The organism is Streptococcus gallolyticus subsp. gallolyticus DSM 16831, from assembly GCF_002000985.1.
GTDB classification, from domain to species: Bacteria; Bacillota; Bacilli; order Lactobacillales; family Streptococcaceae; genus Streptococcus; species Streptococcus gallolyticus.
In genome coordinates, this window is record NZ_CP018822.1 from 1124162 (window position 1) to 1142601 (window position 18440).

The following is an 18440-nucleotide window of genomic DNA, read 5'->3' on the forward strand; positions in this document are numbered from 1 at the left end:
TTCAGAAAATTACTTCTTTTAATAATAGGACCAATGTCATCTTGCCATATAACCATTGAAAATGATACAATAGACGTGTCATTAGTTAGTGATGGTTAAAATTTAATAAAACTTATTTATGCTACGAATGGGCGTAGCGTCTCTACAAGACACCGTAATGTCTAACAATAAGTCTTTGCTCAATGACAGTTGAGATGTTTTTGCATATAGTTGTGAAAATATGACCGAGTAACAAGAGGTGTTTACCATATGTGTAAACATCTCTTGTTTGTTTTTATATGTGTCCTTATGCCTAATCACGTTTCATCATAAGTTATTATTTTTAGCCAATTCGATTTTAAAAATTTTCAGAAGGAGAATCCATGAAATTATTGGAAAATCGCATCTTAAATGATGGGAATGTTTTAGGTGAGGACATCTTAAAAGTAGATAGTTTTCTAACTCACCAAGTTGACTATGAATTAATGCAGGAAATCGGCAAAGTTTTTGCTGATGCCTACAAAGATGCTGGTATTACTAAGGTTGTTACTATCGAAGCATCAGGTATTGCTCCAGCCCTCTATACAGCGCAAGCGATGAACGTTCCGATGATTTTTGCTAAAAAAGCGAAAAATATCACGATGACTGAAGGTATTTTAACCGCAGAAGTTTATTCGTTTACAAAACGTGTGACTAGCACCGTATCAATCGCAAGTAAATTCTTGTCAGAAGACGATACAGTTCTCATCGTTGATGATTTCTTGGCAAATGGTCAAGCTGCTAAAGGGCTTTTGGAAATCATTGGTCAAGCAGGAGCGAAAGTTGCTGGCATTGGGATTGTCATTGAAAAATCATTCCAAACTGGTCGCCAATTATTAGAAGAAACTGGTGTCCCTGTAACATCGTTAGCACGTATTAAAGAATTTAAAGATGGACAAGTTGTCTTTATGGAGGCAGATGCGTAAAATGGAAATGAACGAACAAAAACATTCACAAGCAGCTATTCTTGGTTTGCAACACTTGCTTGCTATGTATGCTGGGTCAATTTTAGTGCCAATTATGATTGCTGGTGCGCTTAATTATTCAGCTGAACAGTTGACTTACCTTATCTCAACAGACATTTTCATGTGTGGAGTTGCAACATTCTTACAACTTCAATTGCGTAAGCACTTTGGTGTTGGGCTTCCAGTTGTTCTTGGCTGTGCCTTCCAATCAGTTGCTCCACTTTCAATCATTGGTGCTAAACAAGGTTCAGGTTATATGTTCGGTGCTTTGATTGTGTCAGGAATTTACGTTATTTTGATTTCTGGGATTTTTTCAAAAATTGCCGATTTCTTCCCACCAGTTGTGACAGGGTCAGTTATCACAACAATTGGTTTAACATTGATTCCTGTTGCGATTGGAAACATGGGAGACAATGCTGATTCTCCAACGGCTCAATCAATGATTTTAGCATTGATAACAATTGCTATCGTGCTTGCGGTTAATGTTTTTGCAAAAGGCTTTATCAAATCTATTGCGATTTTGATTGGCTTGATTGGAGGGACAATTATTGCAGCTTTCATGGGCTTGGTTGACACGTCAGTTGTTACTGAAGCACCGCTTGTTCACATTCCACAACCATTCTACTTTGGTGCACCAAAGTTTGAAATCACATCAATTGTGATGATGTGTATCATCGCAACCGTTTCAATGGTTGAATCAACCGGTGTTTACCTTGCGCTTTCAGATTTGACTGGTGAAAAACTTGACAGTAAACGACTTCGCAATGGTTACCGTGCAGAAGGTGCAGCTGTTTTACTCGGTGGTATTTTCAATACATTCCCATATACAGGATTCTCACAAAACGTTGGTTTGGTTCGTATTTCTGGTATCAAAACACGCCGTCCAATCTACTACACAGCCTTGTTCCTTGTTATCCTTGGACTTCTTCCAAAATTCGGTGCTATGGCACAAATGATTCCTAGTCCAGTTCTTGGTGGCGCTATGATTGTTCTTTTCGGTATGGTAGCTCTTCAAGGGATGCAAATGCTCAATCAAGTCGATTTCCAACATAACGAACACAATTTTATCATTGCAGCGGTGTCAATTGCCTGCGGTGTTGGTTTTGACGGAACCAATCTTTTTGATAGCCTACCAAGCACACTTCAAATGTTTTTGACAAATGGTATTGTTATCGCAACTTTGTTTGCTGTTGTTCTTAACTTGATTTTAAACGGTAAAACAAAAACAGAAGAAGCAAAATAAACTAAAAAAGCATTTCTAAGGAATAACCTTGGAAATGTTTTTTGTATCTTATGAATAGAGTAATTGAAAATCTTGTTTAAGACCGCTGGTGACTGCAAAGCGATTATCTTTGGTAATGATAATTCCTTCGATATTTGGAGTGCTTTGAATGGTTTCAAAAGCTTGCTTAATCGGTAGACCAAACAGACGTGTCGTCCATATTTCACAATTAACAGATAGGTCTGAAACAATGGTTAAACTCGCCATGTCAGTCTCGATAGGATAACCCGTATGTCGGTCAAAAATATGATGATAATCCTTGTCGCCAACTTGTAGATGGCGTTCATAAATGCCTGAAGTCACAACAGATTTGTCTTTGAGTGTTAAAATGCCGAGATTGTTGCCACGCTGTTTTTGGGGATGTTGGATACCAATATGCCAAATACCATTTTCACGCTTGGGATTATCACCATAAACGAGGACATTGCCACCAAGATTAATCATAGCAGAGCTGACATTTTCAGTTTTCAGATAATCCATAATTTTATCGGCAATGTAACCCTTGGCTAACGCACCAAGGTCAATTTTCATGCCCTTGCGATTAAGAAATACACTTTTTTCAGCTGCATTTAAAATAATGTGTTCTGGGTTTGCGAGTGCAATAGCTTTCTGAATGTTTTCCTTGTTAGGAACCTTGGCATCTTCAAAACCAATGCGCCAGCTTTGCACCAAAGGACCAATAGCAATATCAAGATTGCTAGGTTGTAAAAGGCTATGCGTTTTACCAAGTCCGATAAGTTCAAACAAATCTGGATGAACAGTGACAGGAGCGATACCAGCATTATGATTAATAATCATTAGCTCAGAATCGTTATCGTTGGCGCTAAAGCGATTCTTATAAACGGTTAGAAGATGACAGACTTCCTTGATGTGCTGATGGGGAGTGTCAGAATCAACGACAATATCAATAATCGTTCCCATCATTTTCACGCTATGAGCAAGTTGCAAAATGTCACCTCCAAAATCATTTTATGAAATTAGGATAACGCTTTCTATCACGAAAATCAAGCTCAAAAGTACAAAAAAACTTTCCTAATCAATACGACTAGGAAAGCAGTAAGTGTTTTAAAAATCGTTAAAACTTAGTTTTTCTTTTTCATTTCGCCATGTGGGTAGTAAGTTCCTTCTGGCATATCATTGATGAAAACGTGGATAGCTTCTTTTGGAGCTTTAGCAACACGTGAAACAACCTCAGTTACTTCGCGAGCAAGCTCAATTTTTTGTTCTTCAGTACGACCTTCGAATAAATCGATTTTTACGAATGGCATAAGAATCTCCTTTTATAATTTATCTAACACAAACATTGTAGCATATTTTGCGAGAAAATTCAGTAAATTTCAGGAAAGAGAAGAAGCATTTTCAAAGGTAAAAGTTATTTAAAAAGTTTCAGAATGTCAGAAAGACCAAATGTCGTTTTATGGTAAACCTTATTGTAGGCTGCTTTTTTAGGATTTTTTAGCCAACCTGTTCCTTTTTTACCATAGCCAGGGATGACGGCTTTTTTTGTTTGCCTTTTCCATTTTGCCGTTGTTCGAGCCTTTAAACTCTTTTTAAAACTTGGTTTTCGAAAACCAACTTTCATAATCGTAACCTCCACTAATTAACTAAATAGTAGCTATATACGGTATAAGATACCTTATCATCCTTGTTTAGTCAATACAATTTCTATTGGTTTAAGCCCGAAAAATCAACTTTAAAAACAATTTTGTAACAGAATAGTGATTTTTTTAACAATGTGTCATTGAATCAACATGATTGTCTATGTTATAATAATAGCGAGCATTAACAACTTAACAGCACGTGGGAGCGGCAAATTTTGTCGCTCCTATGTGTGTTTTTGTTTTATTAGTAGTAATGAATGATGAGTTAGGAAACGGTGGTTTTTTAGCTTTTTTGCTGTAAACAAGTTTTTTCGTCCGTTGTAGCGATTAGCTTCGTCTATTTAAAGGTTTGTAAGGTCTATTATGCTAAATGCTAGTTTCTCTTATTTAACCCTAGGCAATTTTATGGTAGAATAGAAGAATATTAGTAGAAGGTAGGATTGTCACTTTTGGCTCAACTCTATTATAAATATGGAACCATGAATTCTGGTAAGACCATTGAAATTTTAAAAGTTGCTCATAACTATGAAGAACAAGGCAAACCAGTTGTCATTATGACTTCGGCACTTGATACGCGTGATGGTTATGGTGTTGTTTCAAGCCGTATCGGTATGCGTCGCAAGGCGATTGCTATTACGGAAGAAATGGACATTTTTGCTTTTATTCAAGAATTGCCAGAAAAACCATACTGCGTTTTAATTGATGAATGTCAATTTTTAACGAAAAAGCATGTCTATGATTTGGCGCGTGTTGTTGATGATTTGGACGTTCCTGTGATGGCTTTTGGGTTAAAAAATGATTTTCAAAACGAATTGTTCGAAGGCTCCAAATATCTACTGTTATTAGCAGATAAAATTGACGAGATTAAAACCATTTGTCAGTTTTGTTCTAAAAAAGCAACCATGGTCTTGCGAACTGAAAATGGCAAGCCTGTTTACGAAGGAAATCAAATTCAAATCGGTGGCAACGAAACCTATATCCCCGTTTGCCGTAAACATTATTTTAACCCAATGATTTCCAAAGAAAAATAAGAAAATGAATTTGCAAAAGAGAGGTTAATCGAAAACAAATGAACATTTATGATCAGCTACAAGCGGTTGAGGACCGTTACGAAGAATTAGGCGAATTGCTATCTGACCCTGATGTCGTTAGCGATACAAAACGCTTTATGGCTTTGTCTAAGGAAGAAGCGAGCACACGTGAAACCGTAACTGTTTACCGCGAATATAAACAAATTCTTCAAAACATCGAAGATGCCGAAGAAATGATTAAAGACGCTGGTGGCGATCCTGAACTTGAAGAAATGGCGAAAGAGGAACTCAAAGACTCAAAAGCAGCTAAAGAAGAATACGAAGAAAAACTTAAAATTCTTCTTTTACCAAAAGATCCAAACGATGACAAAAACATCATCTTGGAAATTCGTGGTGCTGCTGGTGGTGACGAAGCTGCGCTCTTTGCTGGCGACCTTCTTCAAATGTATCAAAAATATGCTGAAAGCCAAGGTTGGAAATTCGATGTCATGGAAGCTTCTTACAACGGTGTTGGTGGCATCAAAGAAGTTGTTGTCATGGTATCTGGTCAATCTGTTTACTCTAAGTTGAAATACGAATCAGGTGCTCACCGTGTTCAACGTGTCCCTGTCACAGAGAGCCAAGGTCGTGTTCATACCTCAACAGCAACTGTCCTTGTCATGCCAGAAGTTGAAGAAGTCGAATACGAAATCGATCCAAAAGACTTGCGTGTGGATATTTACCACGCATCAGGTGCTGGTGGACAAAACGTCAACAAAGTTGCGACAGCTGTTCGTATGGTTCACATTCCAACTGGTATTAAAGTTGAAATGCAAGAAGAACGTACGCAACAGAAAAACCGTGACAAAGCCATGAAAATTATTCGTGCGCGTGTTGCTGACCACTTTGCCCAAATTGCTCAAAATGAACAAGACGCTGAACGTAAATCAACAATCGGTACAGGTGACCGTTCAGAACGTATCCGTACTTATAATTTCCCACAAAACCGTGTCACAGACCACCGTATTGGTTTAACATTGCAAAAATTAGATACGATTTTGTCAGGAAAACTAGACGAAGTTATCGATGCCCTTATTCTTTTTGACCAAACTAAGAAATTAGAAGAGTTAAATCAATAATGAATTACGCTGAAACAATCAGCCAACTAGAAAAACAATTACAAGCAATCGGCGAGGACCCAGAAAATCTCACTTACGTTTTCCGTGAATTAAAAGGTTGGACCTTGCTTGATTTCATCTTACATCAGAACCAAGCTATCACCGAAAAAGACCAAATGTTACTTGAGCAAATCATGGCTCAGTTGACAGAACATCGCTCACCTCAGTACATCACTGGGAAAGCCTATTTTCGCGATTTAGAGCTTTCAGTTGACGAGCGTGTTTTGATTCCACGACCTGAAACTGAGGAGCTGGTTGATTTGGTTTTAAAGGAAAATAGCAGAGCTGACTTGCGAGTTTTAGATATTGGTACAGGAAGCGGTGCGATTGCCATTTCGCTCAAGGCTGCGCGACCAAATTGGCAAGTAACCGCCTCTGACATTTCAGCAGACGCCCTGCAATTAGCGAAAGAAAATGCCCTCAAAAATCAAGTAGAGCTCACCTTGATTCAATCTGATGTTTTTAGCCAAATTACAGAAAGATTTGATATGATTATTTCAAATCCGCCCTACATTGCTTATGACGATGAAGATGAAGTTGGCATTAATGTGCTCGCTTCAGAACCGCATTTAGCACTTTTTGCAGATGAAGATGGCTTTGCCATTTATCGTCAGATTATTGAGAATGCTAGTGAGCATTTGACCGAAAACGGAAAACTTTATTTTGAAATTGGTTATAAACAAGGAGAAGGTTTGCGTGCTTTGTTGAGCAAGCATTTTCCTGCTAAACACGTTCGTGTCATCAAAGATATGTTCGGTAAAGATAGAATGGTCGTGATGGATAATGACTGATTTAGAAACAATTTTGCAAAATGGTGGAGCGGTGATTTTACCGACAGAAACCGTTTATGGGCTTTTTGCCCAAGCGATGAATGAGAATGCCGTTGAGCATGTTTACCAACTCAAACGTCGTCCTAAAGACAAGGCGATGAATCTCAATGTAGCTGATTTTGAGACAATTTTAGCTTTTTCAAAACAGCAACCAAGTTATCTCAAAAAGCTTTATGATGCTTTTTTACCTGGTCCATTAACCATTATTTTACAAGCTAATGACCGCGTGCCAGCTTGGATCAATTCTGGCTTATCAACAATTGGTTTTAGAATTCCCAATCACCCACAAACCTTGAAATTGATTAAGAAAGCTGGCCCCTTAATTGGTCCGTCAGCTAACATTTCTGGACAAGAAAGTGGGAAAGTTTTCAAGGAAATTCAAAAACAGTTCGGTGGTACTGTGACTGGTTTTGCTGACGACGCTGCCTTAACAGGGGTTGACTCGACAATTTTGGATTTATCTGGAAAAACTGCTCGTATTTTACGTCAAGGTGCGATTACCCAAAACGACTTATTAGCAGTTGTGCCTGACTTAACATTTACGAAAGAGTGATTTTTGGGAAATTCTTCTCATACTGTTTCGGCTTTTACATCATCTTGGAGCTACTAAGCTTTTAAGTAATGTGATATGGTCTTATCAAAAAGGAGATAAGGATATGATTTTTGACAAGGAAAACTACGAAGCATTTGACAAAGAACTCTGGGAAGCAGTGCATGCTGAAGAAGTTCGTCAACAAAATAACATAGAACTCATTGCCTCTGAAAATGTTGTTTCAAAAGCTGTCATGGCAGCTCAAGGCACATTGTTAACCAATAAATACGCTGAAGGCTACCCTGGCAAACGTTATTATGGCGGAACAGATTGTGTGGATATCGTTGAGAATTTGGCGATTGACCGTGCAAAAGAATTGTTCGGAGCTAAATTTGCGAATGTCCAACCTCACTCAGGAAGTCAAGCGAATGCCGCAGCTTATATGGCTTTGATTCAACCTGGCGATACAGTCCTTGGAATGGATTTGGCTGCTGGCGGACATTTGACACACGGTGCTCCTGTTAGTTTTTCAGGGAAAACATATCACTTTATTTCTTACACGGTTGACCCTGTGACAGAACGCATTGATTATGATAAATTAGCCGAGCTAGCAGAAGAAGTGAAACCAAAATTGATTGTTGCGGGAGCATCAGCTTACTCACGTATTATTGATTTTCAACGTTTTCGTGCCATAGCAGATAGTGTCGGTGCTTATCTTATGGTGGATATGGCGCACATTGCAGGTCTTGTGGCGTCAGGTCATCATCCAAGCCCAGTTCCTTATGCGCATATCACAACCACAACGACACATAAGACGCTTCGCGGTCCTCGTGGTGGATTGATTTTGACAAATGACGAAGCTCTCGCTAAAAAAATCAATTCTGCTGTTTTCCCTGGATTGCAAGGTGGACCATTGATGCATGTCATTGCAGGTAAAGCTGTCGCGCTCAAAGAAGCCTTGGACCCTGCTTTCAAAGAATATGGCGAAAATGTGATTAAAAATGCTGCCGCTATGGCTGATGTCTTTAATCAACACCCAAATTTCCGTGTGATTTCAGGCGGCACAGACAATCATGTCTTTCTTGTTGACGTGACAAAAGTCGTTGAAAATGGGAAAGTGGCGCAAAATGTCCTTGAGTCTGTTAACATCACGCTCAATAAAAATTCAATTCCATTTGAAACCTTATCACCGTTTAAAACATCAGGTATTCGTATCGGTTCACCAGCCATTACGAGCCGTGGCATGGGTGAAAAAGAATCGCGTGCTATTGCTGAATTGATTGTTAAGGCACTTGAAAATTATCAAAACGAAACTATTTTAGAGGAGGTTCGTCGCGAGGTTAAAGCATTGACAGATGCCTTCCCGCTTTATTAACGAACAGTTGAATACTATTTGGGTATTCAACCACAAAACTAACCATGATTGATTTATATATTAAACGCATTGTTATTCATCAATTTACACCCAACGATACTGAGCTGATTTTGTCAGACCAATTGTTGACAATCACGCCACGTATTGATGAGTATTTTCGTAAAAAACTAAGCAAAGTTTTCTCAGATGAAGCTAAACGTGGAATGTTTGCAGAAGATAATGTCTTTCTTAGCTATTTAAGTGATGATTTGATGGAGTCATCTGTTAAGATTGCCCAACTTTGGAAAGAAGAATTTGTCATCTCGGAAAATCAAAAAACAAATGATTTGGTTTTTATCCAATTTGACAAAGACGGTGTTGAACATTTTGCCTTTCTTCGTATTGCTTTGAAGGAAAATTTCACCCATATTTCTAGTGATAGTGAAAGTCCGATTAAGGTGACACAAAATAATCTGCCATCAGCTGCGCAAACACCAGATGAAGCTTTGGTGATTAATCGCTCTAACCATCATTATTATTTGATTGAGAAGCGTATCAAGCATAATGGTAGCTTTGCTAATTATTTTTCAGAAAATCTCTTGCAAGTCCAACCAGAGCAATCGGTGAAAAAATCGATAAAAATGGTTGAACAAACAGCGCAGAAAATTGCTGAAAATTTCCAACAAGATGATTTTGCTTTCCAATCCAAAATGAAAGCTGCTATCCATAAAAATCTGGAAGAAGAGCAAGAATTATCACCAGAAAAATTGGCAGACCAACTTTTTGATAGTAATTTGACTGCTCGTTTAACTTTTGTTGATGAGTTAAAAGAAAGTATTCCAGAACCAATTCAGGTAGCAGATATTGACCATTCACGTCAGACGAAAAAATTGGAAAATCAGAAGTTATCCCTATCCAATGGTATTCAACTGATTGTACCTAATAATGTCTATGACGACGCTGAATCGGTAGAATTTATCCAAAATCCAAATGGAACCTATTCTATCTTGATTAAAAATATAGAGGATATTCAAAATAAATAATGTTTAAGTTCTTAAGACGCCTAATCATACTGGGCTTTGTCATTTTTTGTGGTTACCAAACGTATGTGGTTCACAAAAACGTGCAAAATGTTTTACAGTATAAAGATATGGTCAAGGAGATTTTAGACGACAACGATACCACCGCCAATGTTGATTTGGTCTTGGCAATGATTTACACGGAGACCAAAGGTGATGACGGTGACGTTATGCAATCAAGCGAAAGTTCAGACGGTGTTGCTAATTCCATTACGGATAGCCAGACCAGTATTCGTCAAGGCGTGACGGTACTTTCAGAAAATCTTACCTTGGCAGATGAAGCAGGAGTAGATGTTTGGACAGCTGTGCAAGCTTACAATTTCGGAACTGCTTATATTGATTACGTGGCAAAAAATGGTGGCGAAAATACGATTGCTTTGGCAACGGCTTATTCTCGTGATGTTGTCGCTCCAAGTCTTGGAAATACAACGGGAGAAACTTATTTTTACTATCATCCCCTTGCCCTTATCTCAGGCGGAAAATTATATAAAAATGGTGGGAATATTTACTATTCTCGCGAAGTTCACTTTAATCTGTATTTGATTGAATTGATGAGTTTATTTTAAAATGACATGAGAGCCAATGCTCTATTAGAAAAGAGAAGAATGAAAGAATTAGGTCATTATTTTAAAGGGTACCTCAAGGAGACAATCTTGGGTCCCCTTTTCAAATTGTTTGAAGCATCTTTCGAGCTTCTAGTTCCGATTATTATTGCTAGAATTGTTGATACCATTATCCCTCATCATGATAAAAATCACCTTTATATGATGATAGGGCTGTTATTTTTACTGGCAATTGTTGGGGTGCTTGTGGCTATTACGGCACAATATTTTTCTTCCAAGGCTGCCGTTGGTTACACACGTCAGTTGACAAAGGATTTATTTAAAAAAATCATGGGCTTGAGTAAAGAGGACCGTGACCAGCTGACAACATCTAGTTTAGTAACACGTTTGACAAGCGATACTTACCAAATTCAAACGGGTATCAACCAATTTTTACGTCTGTTTTTACGAGCACCGATTATTGTTTTTGGTGCGATTATTATGGCATTTACCATTAGTCCTAAAATGACGATTGACTTCTTGTTAATGGTGGTGATTTTGTTTGCGATTGTCTTTACCATGTCGCACTTGCTCAATCCGATTTACGCAAAGATTCGTCAGGCTACCGATAGAATTGTCAATATGACACGCCAGCAATTAGAAGGTGTGCGTGTGATTCGTGCATTTGGTCAGGTTGTAGCAGAAGAACAAGAATTTGCGGCAGCCAACCAAGATTATACTGACTTGCAAATTAAAGCTGGTCACCTATCAAGTCTCGTAACGCCGTTGACTTATCTGGTGGTTAATGGCACATTGATTTTGGTGATTTGGCAAGGAAATCTTGAAATCGGTCGTGGGCTTTTGTCACAAGGAATGTTGATTGCTTTGGTGAATTACCTCTTGCAAATTTTGACGGAATTGCTCAAGATGACCATGCTTGTCACATCATTGAACCAATCTTTTATCAGCGCTAAACGTATCACAGAAGTATTTGAAAAGGATTCTGAAGATTTGGCAACTGAGCTGGTACAAAGTGAGTCAGCATTTGCTTTGGCGGTCAAAGACATGACGTTCACCTATCCAACCGCTGCCGAGCCGTCGCTGTCACATATTGATTTTAGTGTGAACGCTGGTGACTTTTTAGGTGTGATTGGTGGAACAGGCTCTGGGAAATCAACTTTAGTCGAACTTCTCACTCATCTCTACACACCGCAAGAGGGAAGCTTAGCTATTTTTCAAAATCAGCACTCTCCTAAAACACTTGGGGAATGGCGTTCTTGGGTCAATGTGGTGCCACAAAAGGCAGAGTTATTTCAAGGAACAATTCGTTCAAATTTGACCTTGGGAATTCGTGATGAAGTGAGTGATAATGAGCTCTGGAGAGCTTTGGATATTGCTCAAGCTAGTGATTTTGTGTCAGAAAAAGAGGGACAATTGGATGCCAAGGTTGAGGCATTTGGGCGTAATTTCTCTGGCGGACAACGTCAACGTTTGACAATTGCGCGTGCGCTTGTTAGAAAAGCGCCGTTCTTAATCTTAGACGATTCGACATCAGCGCTTGATTATTTAACAGAAGCGAAGTTGCTATCAGCCATTCATGAGGAATTAAAAGAAGTGACTCTTGTCTTGATTTCACAACGCACTAATAGCTTGAAAGTAGCTGATAAGATTTTGCTGCTAGATAAAGGACATCAACTTGGTTTTGCCAGCCATGATGAGTTACTCAAGCAAAATGATGTTTACCGCGCTATTCATTACTCACAACACCAAGAAGAAAAGGAGGCGTAAGATGAAGGCAAAAAATCAAAATCATACTAGCCGCCGTTTGTTCAAAGATCTTTTATCACAAAAAGGACTTGTTCTTGGTGCCACACTTGGAACGATTGCGCAAGTCGCTCTGACCGTTTATTTGCCTATTTTGATTGGGAATGCGGTGGACGTTGTTTTATCTCCGAAATCAATTAGTTTAATTGTGCCAATTGTAGCGAAAATGATTGTTGTTGTCGCTTTGAATACCTTGATGCAATGGGTGAATCCATTGATTTATAACCGTCTAACGTTTGGTTATATTTACACATTGCGTCAAAAAGTCATGGAAAAATTAAACCAGATGCCGATTTCTTATCTTGACAAGAAAAGTTCAGGTGATTTGGTTAGTCGTGTGACAACTGATGCCGAACAATTGAGCAATGGTCTGTTAATGGTGTTCAATCAATTTTTCATTGGTATTCTAACGATTATCATTACCATTGTGACAATGGCTGATATTGATTTGTTAATGCTTGGTTTGGTGCTAATTTTAACACCATTATCACTTTTCTTAGCACGTTTTATCGCTCAAAAGAGTTATCATCTTTATCAAAATCAAACAAAATCACGCGGGCAACAAACGCAGTATATTGAAGAAATGATTCGTCAAGAAAGTTTACTCCACACCTTCAATGCGCAAGATATGGCTATTGACACTTTCACGACGATTAATGATACTTATGCTGATTACTCACAAGGAGCTATTTTCTATTCTTCAACGGTTAATCCGTCAACGCGTTTCATTAATAGCTTGATTTATGCTCTTTTGGCAGGAGTAGGGGCACTTCGGATTATGTCAGGTGCTTCTACAGTTGGGCAATTGACAACTTTCTTGAATTATGTCAATCAATACACCAAGCCATTTAATGATATTTCATCCGTTTTGTCAGAATTGCAGAGCGCCATTGCCTGTGCAGAACGTCTCTACGCTATTTTAGACGAAGAAAATGAGCCTCTTCCAGTAAAAGCTCATCTTAATGCAGATAGTATCCAAGGACAAATTGAATTCAAAGATGTGTCGTTTGGCTATACTAGCCAAAATACCTTGATTAACCACCTTAATTTATCAATCCCAGCGGCTTCAAAAGTGGCTATCGTTGGACCAACGGGTGCAGGAAAATCAACTTTAATCAATCTTTTAATGCGTTTTTATGAAGTCAATAGCGGAGCTATTTATTTGGATGGCGTTTCTATGGCAGATTATTCTGTGTCAGAATTGCGCCAACAAATCGGTATGGTATTGCAAGAAACGTGGCTGAAAGTTGGAACGATTCACGATAATATTGCATATGGAAATCCTGATGCTACACGAGAAGAAGTCGTTGCTGCCGCAAAAGCAGCCAATGCTGATTTCTTTATTCGTCAGTTACCAAATGGTTACGATACTTATCTGGCTGATGCAGGAGCATCATTGTCGCAAGGACAACGTCAGCTGTTAACGATTGCTCGAATTTTTGTCAAACTACCAAAAATCTTAATTCTCGATGAAGCAACCTCATCTATCGATACTCGGACAGAAGTATTGATCCAAGAAGCTTTTGAAAAATTAATGCAAGGAAGGACAAGTTTTATCATTGCACACCGCTTGTCAACCATTCAATCAGCTGATTTTATTTTAGTCATGGTAGATGGTGACATTATTGAACATGGTACGCATGACGATTTAATGGCAAAACAAGGCGTTTATTACCAAATGCAAACAGCCCAAGCAGGGTAGAAAAGATGTGAAAGTTGCCATCGTCATTTACGTAAATATAATTATGTAAATAGATGTAAGAATTTTTCGATTCTCAGTTTAAATTAGAAAAGAAATTCCCTTAGAAATCGCTATTCTAAGGGAGTTTTTTTGTATTCATTAGTGATTTGGCACCCATGCGCTGACAGATTTTTCATTAACAGGAAAAACGCCATAACCTTGCACATCAATGGTGACCTCGGTCTGATTATTTTCTAAGGCGTCTGTAAAAATGTGTTTGGCCCATTTCTCGCCAACAAATAAGCGTTTTGAAGCAGCGTTAGCATTACTGATGAGTATAGCTAGTGCTGTGGGGTGTTCATCATCCCCAAGACAAGTCCACGCAATGCAATTTGGGTCATCAAAGTAATCTTCTTCCTGTCCATAGACAGCTGTTTGACGAAGTTGCAACAATTGGTCAATCTCTTTTTTGAAATTTTCTTGTGCAAATTCGCCAGAAATACCGTAGTAATCACCATAGAAAATGCAAGGCAATCCAGTCTGACGAAGTAGAATCAAAGCGTAAGCAGCAGGCTTAAACCATTCTGCAATGGTTGATTCCAAAGCTTGCCCACGTTGTGTGTCATGGTTATCGACAAAAGTAACGGCAGAATCTGGGTGATTCTTGACCAAGGTTTGGTCAAAAATTGTCCGCAAATCATAAGTTTCCATTTCTTGGCTAGCTTCAAAGAGATTTTGATGAAGGCGGACATCTACCAAATCAAAACGATAATCGGTATTTTCCAAGTAATCGTTGTTAGACTGTTCATCACCATTCCAAAATTCACCAAAGACGTAGAAATCGTCGCCGTATTTTAATTTCATATCACGGATAAAATTGCCCATGAAGAAAGAATCAATGTGTTTGATAGCGTCTAATCGAAAACCAGCGATACCAGTTGTTTGAACAAACCAATCTGCCCAATCGTAAATGTTTTTAATGACTTCAGGGTGTTTGAAATCCAAATCAGCATACATCAGATAGTCATAATTCCCATTTTCACCGTCAACTAAATCTTGATTTGCCCAACCTTTATTGTCGCCTTGAATTTGAAAAATTCCAGTTTTTCCAGTTTTGACATCATAATCTGTTCCTGTAAAATGATACCAGTGCCACTCAAAATCATTATAGGTTTTATGCCGACCTGCAAAGGTAAAATTTGTCCAACCTTCGATTTCAAAAGGCTCACTAAGAACCTCTGTGCGGTCCTCTGGCGATACTTCGACAACAGTAAAGGTTTCGGTGTGGTCAGCTGCTGCCTTGTGATTCAAAATCACATCCGCTAAGGGCTCAATACCATTTTCTTTTAAGCTAGCAATGGCAGCAAGATAATCGGCTTTAGTTCCATATTTGGTTCGAATCGTTCCTTTTTGGTCAAATTCTCCGAGGTCGAAAAGGTCATAAACACCATAGCCAACATCGCCAGCGTGTGTAGCCTTAAAAGCAGGAGGTAACCAGATTTTAGAAATGCCTTTTTGAGCTAGTTCGGGAGCATTAGCTGCTAATCGTTGCCAATGTTTCCCGTCATTTGGTAAATACCATTCAAAATATTGCATCAAAGTTTCGTTTGTCATAATAAAGCTCCTAGGAGAAAGACTTTTTTCTTTCATTTTACCAAAAAGATAAAATAACGCAAGCGTTTGCGTAATAAAAAATATCTCTACCTATCAAAACAAGCAAAGAATTCTGGTATAATATTTTCTAAAATGATGTAAAGAGGAGTTTAGGAATGATGAAAAATCCATGGGAAACAATTAAGCTAGATGATTATGAAAATCACATGAAGCTGGCTTCTGTCAGTCAATTACAAGCAATGAATCAGATGATGAAAGGGCAACTTGATTATCCTGTATCTAGTGTGATGATTCTTGGAGTTGCTGGTGGAAATGGACTTGAACATATTCAAAAAACAAGGTTCAAGAAAGTCTATGGCATTGACGTTAATCAGCATTATTTGGACCAAACAGCGGAACGATATGTTGATTTGGCAGACATTTTGGATTGCAGACGTGTTGATTTAACAGCTGACCTGGCAAATCTTCCTCGATCGGAATTAGTAATTGCTAATTTATTGATTGAATATATTGGTTATTCATCTTTTCAAAAGATAATCCAAAAAGTTGCTCCAAAATACGTGTCTTGTATTATTCAGCAGAATCCTCAAAAGGATGTTTGGGTGTCTGATTCACCTTACTTGCATTCATTTGATTGTCTAGACAGCGTTCATCATCAGATTGAAACCAGCAAATTAACGGAAATAATGTCCAATATTGGTTACATAAAGATAAAAACATCACGTTATCGATTACCAGATAAAAAAGTCTTGATTCAATTAGACTTTGAGAGAAACTAAAAAATCTGAGAAACAGATCTCAAATTTTTTGAGTCTAAAGAAAATGTAGTGCCCATTCACCACCGTAAATGAGAATTAACACGTGTCCGATAATGGAAATTGGTTTACAGAGGATAATGATTTTTGAAAAAGTTTTGAAGGACATATTGCTAAGCGCGGCTAACATCACAAGTAAATCAGCAGGTGCAAAGGGTGATATCATACATAAAATAAAAATGATAGTAAAGGATTTATGGGTGGCAACAAGTTTTTCATATTTTTTGAAGGTTTCCTCTTTGACAAAAAGCAGGCAAAATCGTTTCCCATACCAACGTGTCAGTAAAAATAAAATAGTAGAACCAAGGATAATACCAATGCAACTCGTTAAAATGCCAACAACTGGATGAAAAGTCATGACAGCTAAAACCATAGTCAAGCTAATAGGGACGATTGGCACAACAACCTGCATCATTTGTAAAAGAGTGAAGAAAAGTGCCCCTAAAAATTTATCTTGCCCCACAAGCGTTTGTAATTTGGCTTGATTAGTTAGATAGCCATGCTGATAAAGCCAAATCATAAAGAGACAAGAAGCGATAAAAACAACAGCTGAAATGATATGAATCAAACGCTGCACAAGTTTGTAATTGTTAAACAGAAATCTCATCTCCAATCTTACTTAATGATATTTATTGTAAAACTTTTTACTAACATCAGTCAACTTTTTAAAATTCATTTATCACTTTTAAAAAAATAGGTCTTAAGACGGATGTATCCTATCCTAGAAAGTCATATAATATAATCATCCTAAAAACTTTTCATATAACTCCTAAGCAAGTGGTTTTCCAGCCGCTTGCTTTTTTTTATCCTTCCCTTTGTAAGGACAAAGTATATCTCCTTTGGTAAGCCTCATGCCCTTGCTAAATCCAGTGATAGATGGTTGAAATGGGATCATTGCCCCTTGTGTCTCACCATCATTTTAGGAGAGTGTTTCTATTTAATGTATTAAACAAAATCTTTTCCTTAATTTTATTAGTTAGGAAGGGTTATTTAACCAAGCACTTACGGTTGCTTTCATATGGATAATTGCATTTTAAAATTTTTGTTGATTTTTAAACAAAAAAAACAAAAAAATAAACAAGAAAGGGTTTACAAACAAAAAAGGTTGTGCTATAATAAACCCATAATTAAATAAAGTAAGCGTTACTAAGCGAGATTAGGCGTGATCATAAATGAATTTGGAAAGACAATCATTGGATTTGTATTCCTTAATTTGTATTATGATTACGCCTTTTTGCTTTAACTAATCAGGAGGGATTATGTACCAAATAATATCTTCTATGAATAACAATGTTACTCTAGCACAAGATGTGAATGGAGAAGAAGTTGTTTTGATTGGAAGTGGTATTGGATTTAACAAGAATAAAGGTGATACCATCAATGAAGAAAAGATTGAAAAAATTTTTCATCTTCGGACAGAGGAATCAAAAGAGAACTTTATTTCTTTATTAAAAAATATACCACTAGACTTCATCACGGTTACCTATGATGTTGTAGATTATCTGTCCAAGAAATATCACTATCCTGTACAGGAGTATATTTATGTGACATTGACAGATCATATTTATTGCTCATATCAAGCCCTTGTGGCTGGAAAGTATAAGCCCAGTAGTCTTCCAGATGTTTCTTCAAAATATCCTATTCCCTATCAAATAGGGCAAGAAGCACTTGATATTTATCGTAAGAACCTACTAGAGTCGCTTCCTAATGAAGAAGTTAGCAGGATTGCTTATCACTTTATGAATGCTGAAGGAGTGATGATATTACAAAAAGAGAAGAATTTAGAAGTAAGGAAAAATATTTTACATTTAATTGATGGTGTTCTGGAAAAGAACAATATCAAACGGACAAGTGAAAACAGTAATTTTTATGATCGTTTTATGATTCATTTGAATTATTTTTTAGATTCTTTAGATCGAAGTGAAAACGAAAATAAATCATTGATGGAGATAGAGAAGCAAGTAAGATTAACTTACCCTTTAGCCTATCGAATTGGTAGTGATATTTATGATATTGTCACCCGAGAAGTAGGGGTAGAAAGTTATAAGTGTGAGAAAGTGTTTTTAGTTTTACACATACAACGACTATTATAATAATGATTAAGGAGAATTTTAT

At 37.6% G+C, this 18440-nt stretch carries 18 protein-coding genes and 1 riboswitch; of the genes, 13 read left to right on the forward strand and 5 right to left on the reverse strand.

The window, feature by feature from the left end; translation table 11 throughout:
• Positions 1-92: 92 nt before the first annotated feature.
• Positions 93-188, forward strand: a riboswitch (purine riboswitch).
• 174 nt (positions 189-362) lie between these two features.
• Both BTR42_RS05765 and BTR42_RS05770 read left to right on the forward strand, forming a co-directional pair.
• Positions 363-944, forward strand: coding sequence for a xanthine phosphoribosyltransferase (locus tag BTR42_RS05765; RefSeq protein WP_009854130.1), 582 nt, complete (start codon positions 363-365; stop codon positions 942-944).
• Entirely contained in the window at positions 937-2226 is a 1290-nt protein-coding gene (locus BTR42_RS05770; protein ID WP_420031093.1) for a nucleobase:cation symporter-2 family protein, read from the forward strand. The genes BTR42_RS05765 and BTR42_RS05770 overlap by 8 nt, the downstream gene beginning before the upstream one ends.
• A gap of 48 nt (positions 2227-2274) precedes the next feature.
• Here BTR42_RS05770 and BTR42_RS05775 read toward each other — a convergent pair whose 3' ends face one another.
• From BTR42_RS05775 to BTR42_RS05785, 3 genes are all read right to left on the reverse strand, one after another.
• Entirely contained in the window at positions 2275-3213 is a 939-nt protein-coding gene (locus tag BTR42_RS05775) for an FAD:protein FMN transferase (RefSeq protein ID WP_074657044.1), read from the reverse strand.
• Positions 3214-3347: 134 nt separating this feature from the next.
• Positions 3348-3533, reverse strand: coding sequence for a 4-oxalocrotonate tautomerase (locus BTR42_RS05780; RefSeq protein WP_002885057.1), 186 nt, complete (start codon positions 3531-3533; stop codon positions 3348-3350).
• A gap of 104 nt (positions 3534-3637) precedes the next feature.
• Positions 3638-3847, reverse strand: a complete 210-nt coding sequence (locus BTR42_RS05785) for a hypothetical protein (RefSeq protein ID WP_077496788.1) — start codon at positions 3845-3847, stop codon at positions 3638-3640.
• A gap of 468 nt (positions 3848-4315) precedes the next feature.
• On the opposite strand from BTR42_RS05785, the gene BTR42_RS05790 reads away from it, so the two are divergent.
• The 9 genes from BTR42_RS05790 (at position 4316) to BTR42_RS05830 (ending at position 13917) form a co-directional block, all read left to right on the forward strand.
• Positions 4316-4897, forward strand: coding sequence for a thymidine kinase (locus BTR42_RS05790; RefSeq protein ID WP_012961935.1), 582 nt, complete (start codon positions 4316-4318; stop codon positions 4895-4897).
• A 38-nt stretch (positions 4898-4935) separates the two neighbouring features.
• A complete protein-coding gene (gene prfA, locus BTR42_RS05795; protein ID WP_009854135.1) occupies positions 4936-6015 on the forward strand; it encodes a peptide chain release factor 1 in 1080 nt (359 codons plus the stop codon).
• Positions 6015-6845, forward strand: a complete 831-nt coding sequence (gene prmC / locus BTR42_RS05800) for a peptide chain release factor N(5)-glutamine methyltransferase (RefSeq protein WP_077496790.1) — start codon at positions 6015-6017, stop codon at positions 6843-6845. The genes prfA and prmC overlap by 1 nt, the downstream gene beginning before the upstream one ends.
• A complete protein-coding gene (locus tag BTR42_RS05805) occupies positions 6838-7437 on the forward strand; it encodes an L-threonylcarbamoyladenylate synthase (protein ID WP_061100465.1) in 600 nt (199 codons plus the stop codon). Before prmC ends, BTR42_RS05805 begins: the two co-directional genes overlap by 8 nt.
• A 103-nt stretch (positions 7438-7540) precedes the next feature.
• A complete protein-coding gene (gene glyA, locus BTR42_RS05810) occupies positions 7541-8791 on the forward strand; it encodes a serine hydroxymethyltransferase (RefSeq protein WP_013643076.1) in 1251 nt (416 codons plus the stop codon).
• Between the two features lie 44 nt (positions 8792-8835).
• Positions 8836-9813 carry a nucleoid-associated protein gene (locus BTR42_RS05815; protein ID WP_009854139.1) on the forward strand — a complete coding sequence of 326 codons (978 nt, stop codon included), beginning with the start codon at positions 8836-8838 and terminating at the stop codon, positions 9811-9813.
• Entirely contained in the window at positions 9813-10415 is a 603-nt protein-coding gene (locus BTR42_RS05820) for a lysozyme family protein (protein WP_012961938.1), read from the forward strand. Before BTR42_RS05815 ends, BTR42_RS05820 begins: the two co-directional genes overlap by 1 nt.
• A gap of 39 nt (positions 10416-10454) precedes the next feature.
• Entirely contained in the window at positions 10455-12179 is a 1725-nt protein-coding gene (locus BTR42_RS05825) for an ABC transporter ATP-binding protein (protein ID WP_077496792.1), read from the forward strand.
• Position 12180: 1 nt separating this feature from the next.
• The gene (locus BTR42_RS05830) at positions 12181-13917 is read left to right on the forward strand and encodes an ABC transporter ATP-binding protein (RefSeq protein WP_077496794.1); all 1737 of its coding nucleotides are present in this window, start codon (positions 12181-12183) and stop codon (positions 13915-13917) included.
• A gap of 138 nt (positions 13918-14055) precedes the next feature.
• Here BTR42_RS05830 and BTR42_RS05835 read toward each other — a convergent pair whose 3' ends face one another.
• A complete protein-coding gene (locus tag BTR42_RS05835) occupies positions 14056-15510 on the reverse strand; it encodes an alpha-amylase (RefSeq protein ID WP_077496796.1) in 1455 nt (484 codons plus the stop codon).
• A 155-nt stretch (positions 15511-15665) separates the two neighbouring features.
• On the opposite strand from BTR42_RS05835, the gene BTR42_RS05840 reads away from it, so the two are divergent.
• The gene (locus tag BTR42_RS05840; protein ID WP_077496798.1) at positions 15666-16289 is read left to right on the forward strand and encodes a class I SAM-dependent methyltransferase; all 624 of its coding nucleotides are present in this window, start codon (positions 15666-15668) and stop codon (positions 16287-16289) included.
• 34 nt (positions 16290-16323) lie between these two features.
• Here the strand turns inward: BTR42_RS05840 and BTR42_RS05845 are convergent, their stop codons facing one another.
• Complete coding sequence (locus BTR42_RS05845) at positions 16324-16932, reverse strand: TVP38/TMEM64 family protein (RefSeq protein WP_013643082.1); 609 nt, start codon at positions 16930-16932, stop codon at positions 16324-16326.
• Positions 16933-17584: 652 nt separating this feature from the next.
• Between BTR42_RS05845 and BTR42_RS05850 the strand changes: the two genes are divergently transcribed.
• Positions 17585-18418, forward strand: a complete 834-nt coding sequence (locus tag BTR42_RS05850) for a PRD domain-containing protein (protein WP_009854147.1) — start codon at positions 17585-17587, stop codon at positions 18416-18418.
• The last annotated feature ends 22 nt before the right edge of the window (positions 18419-18440 follow it).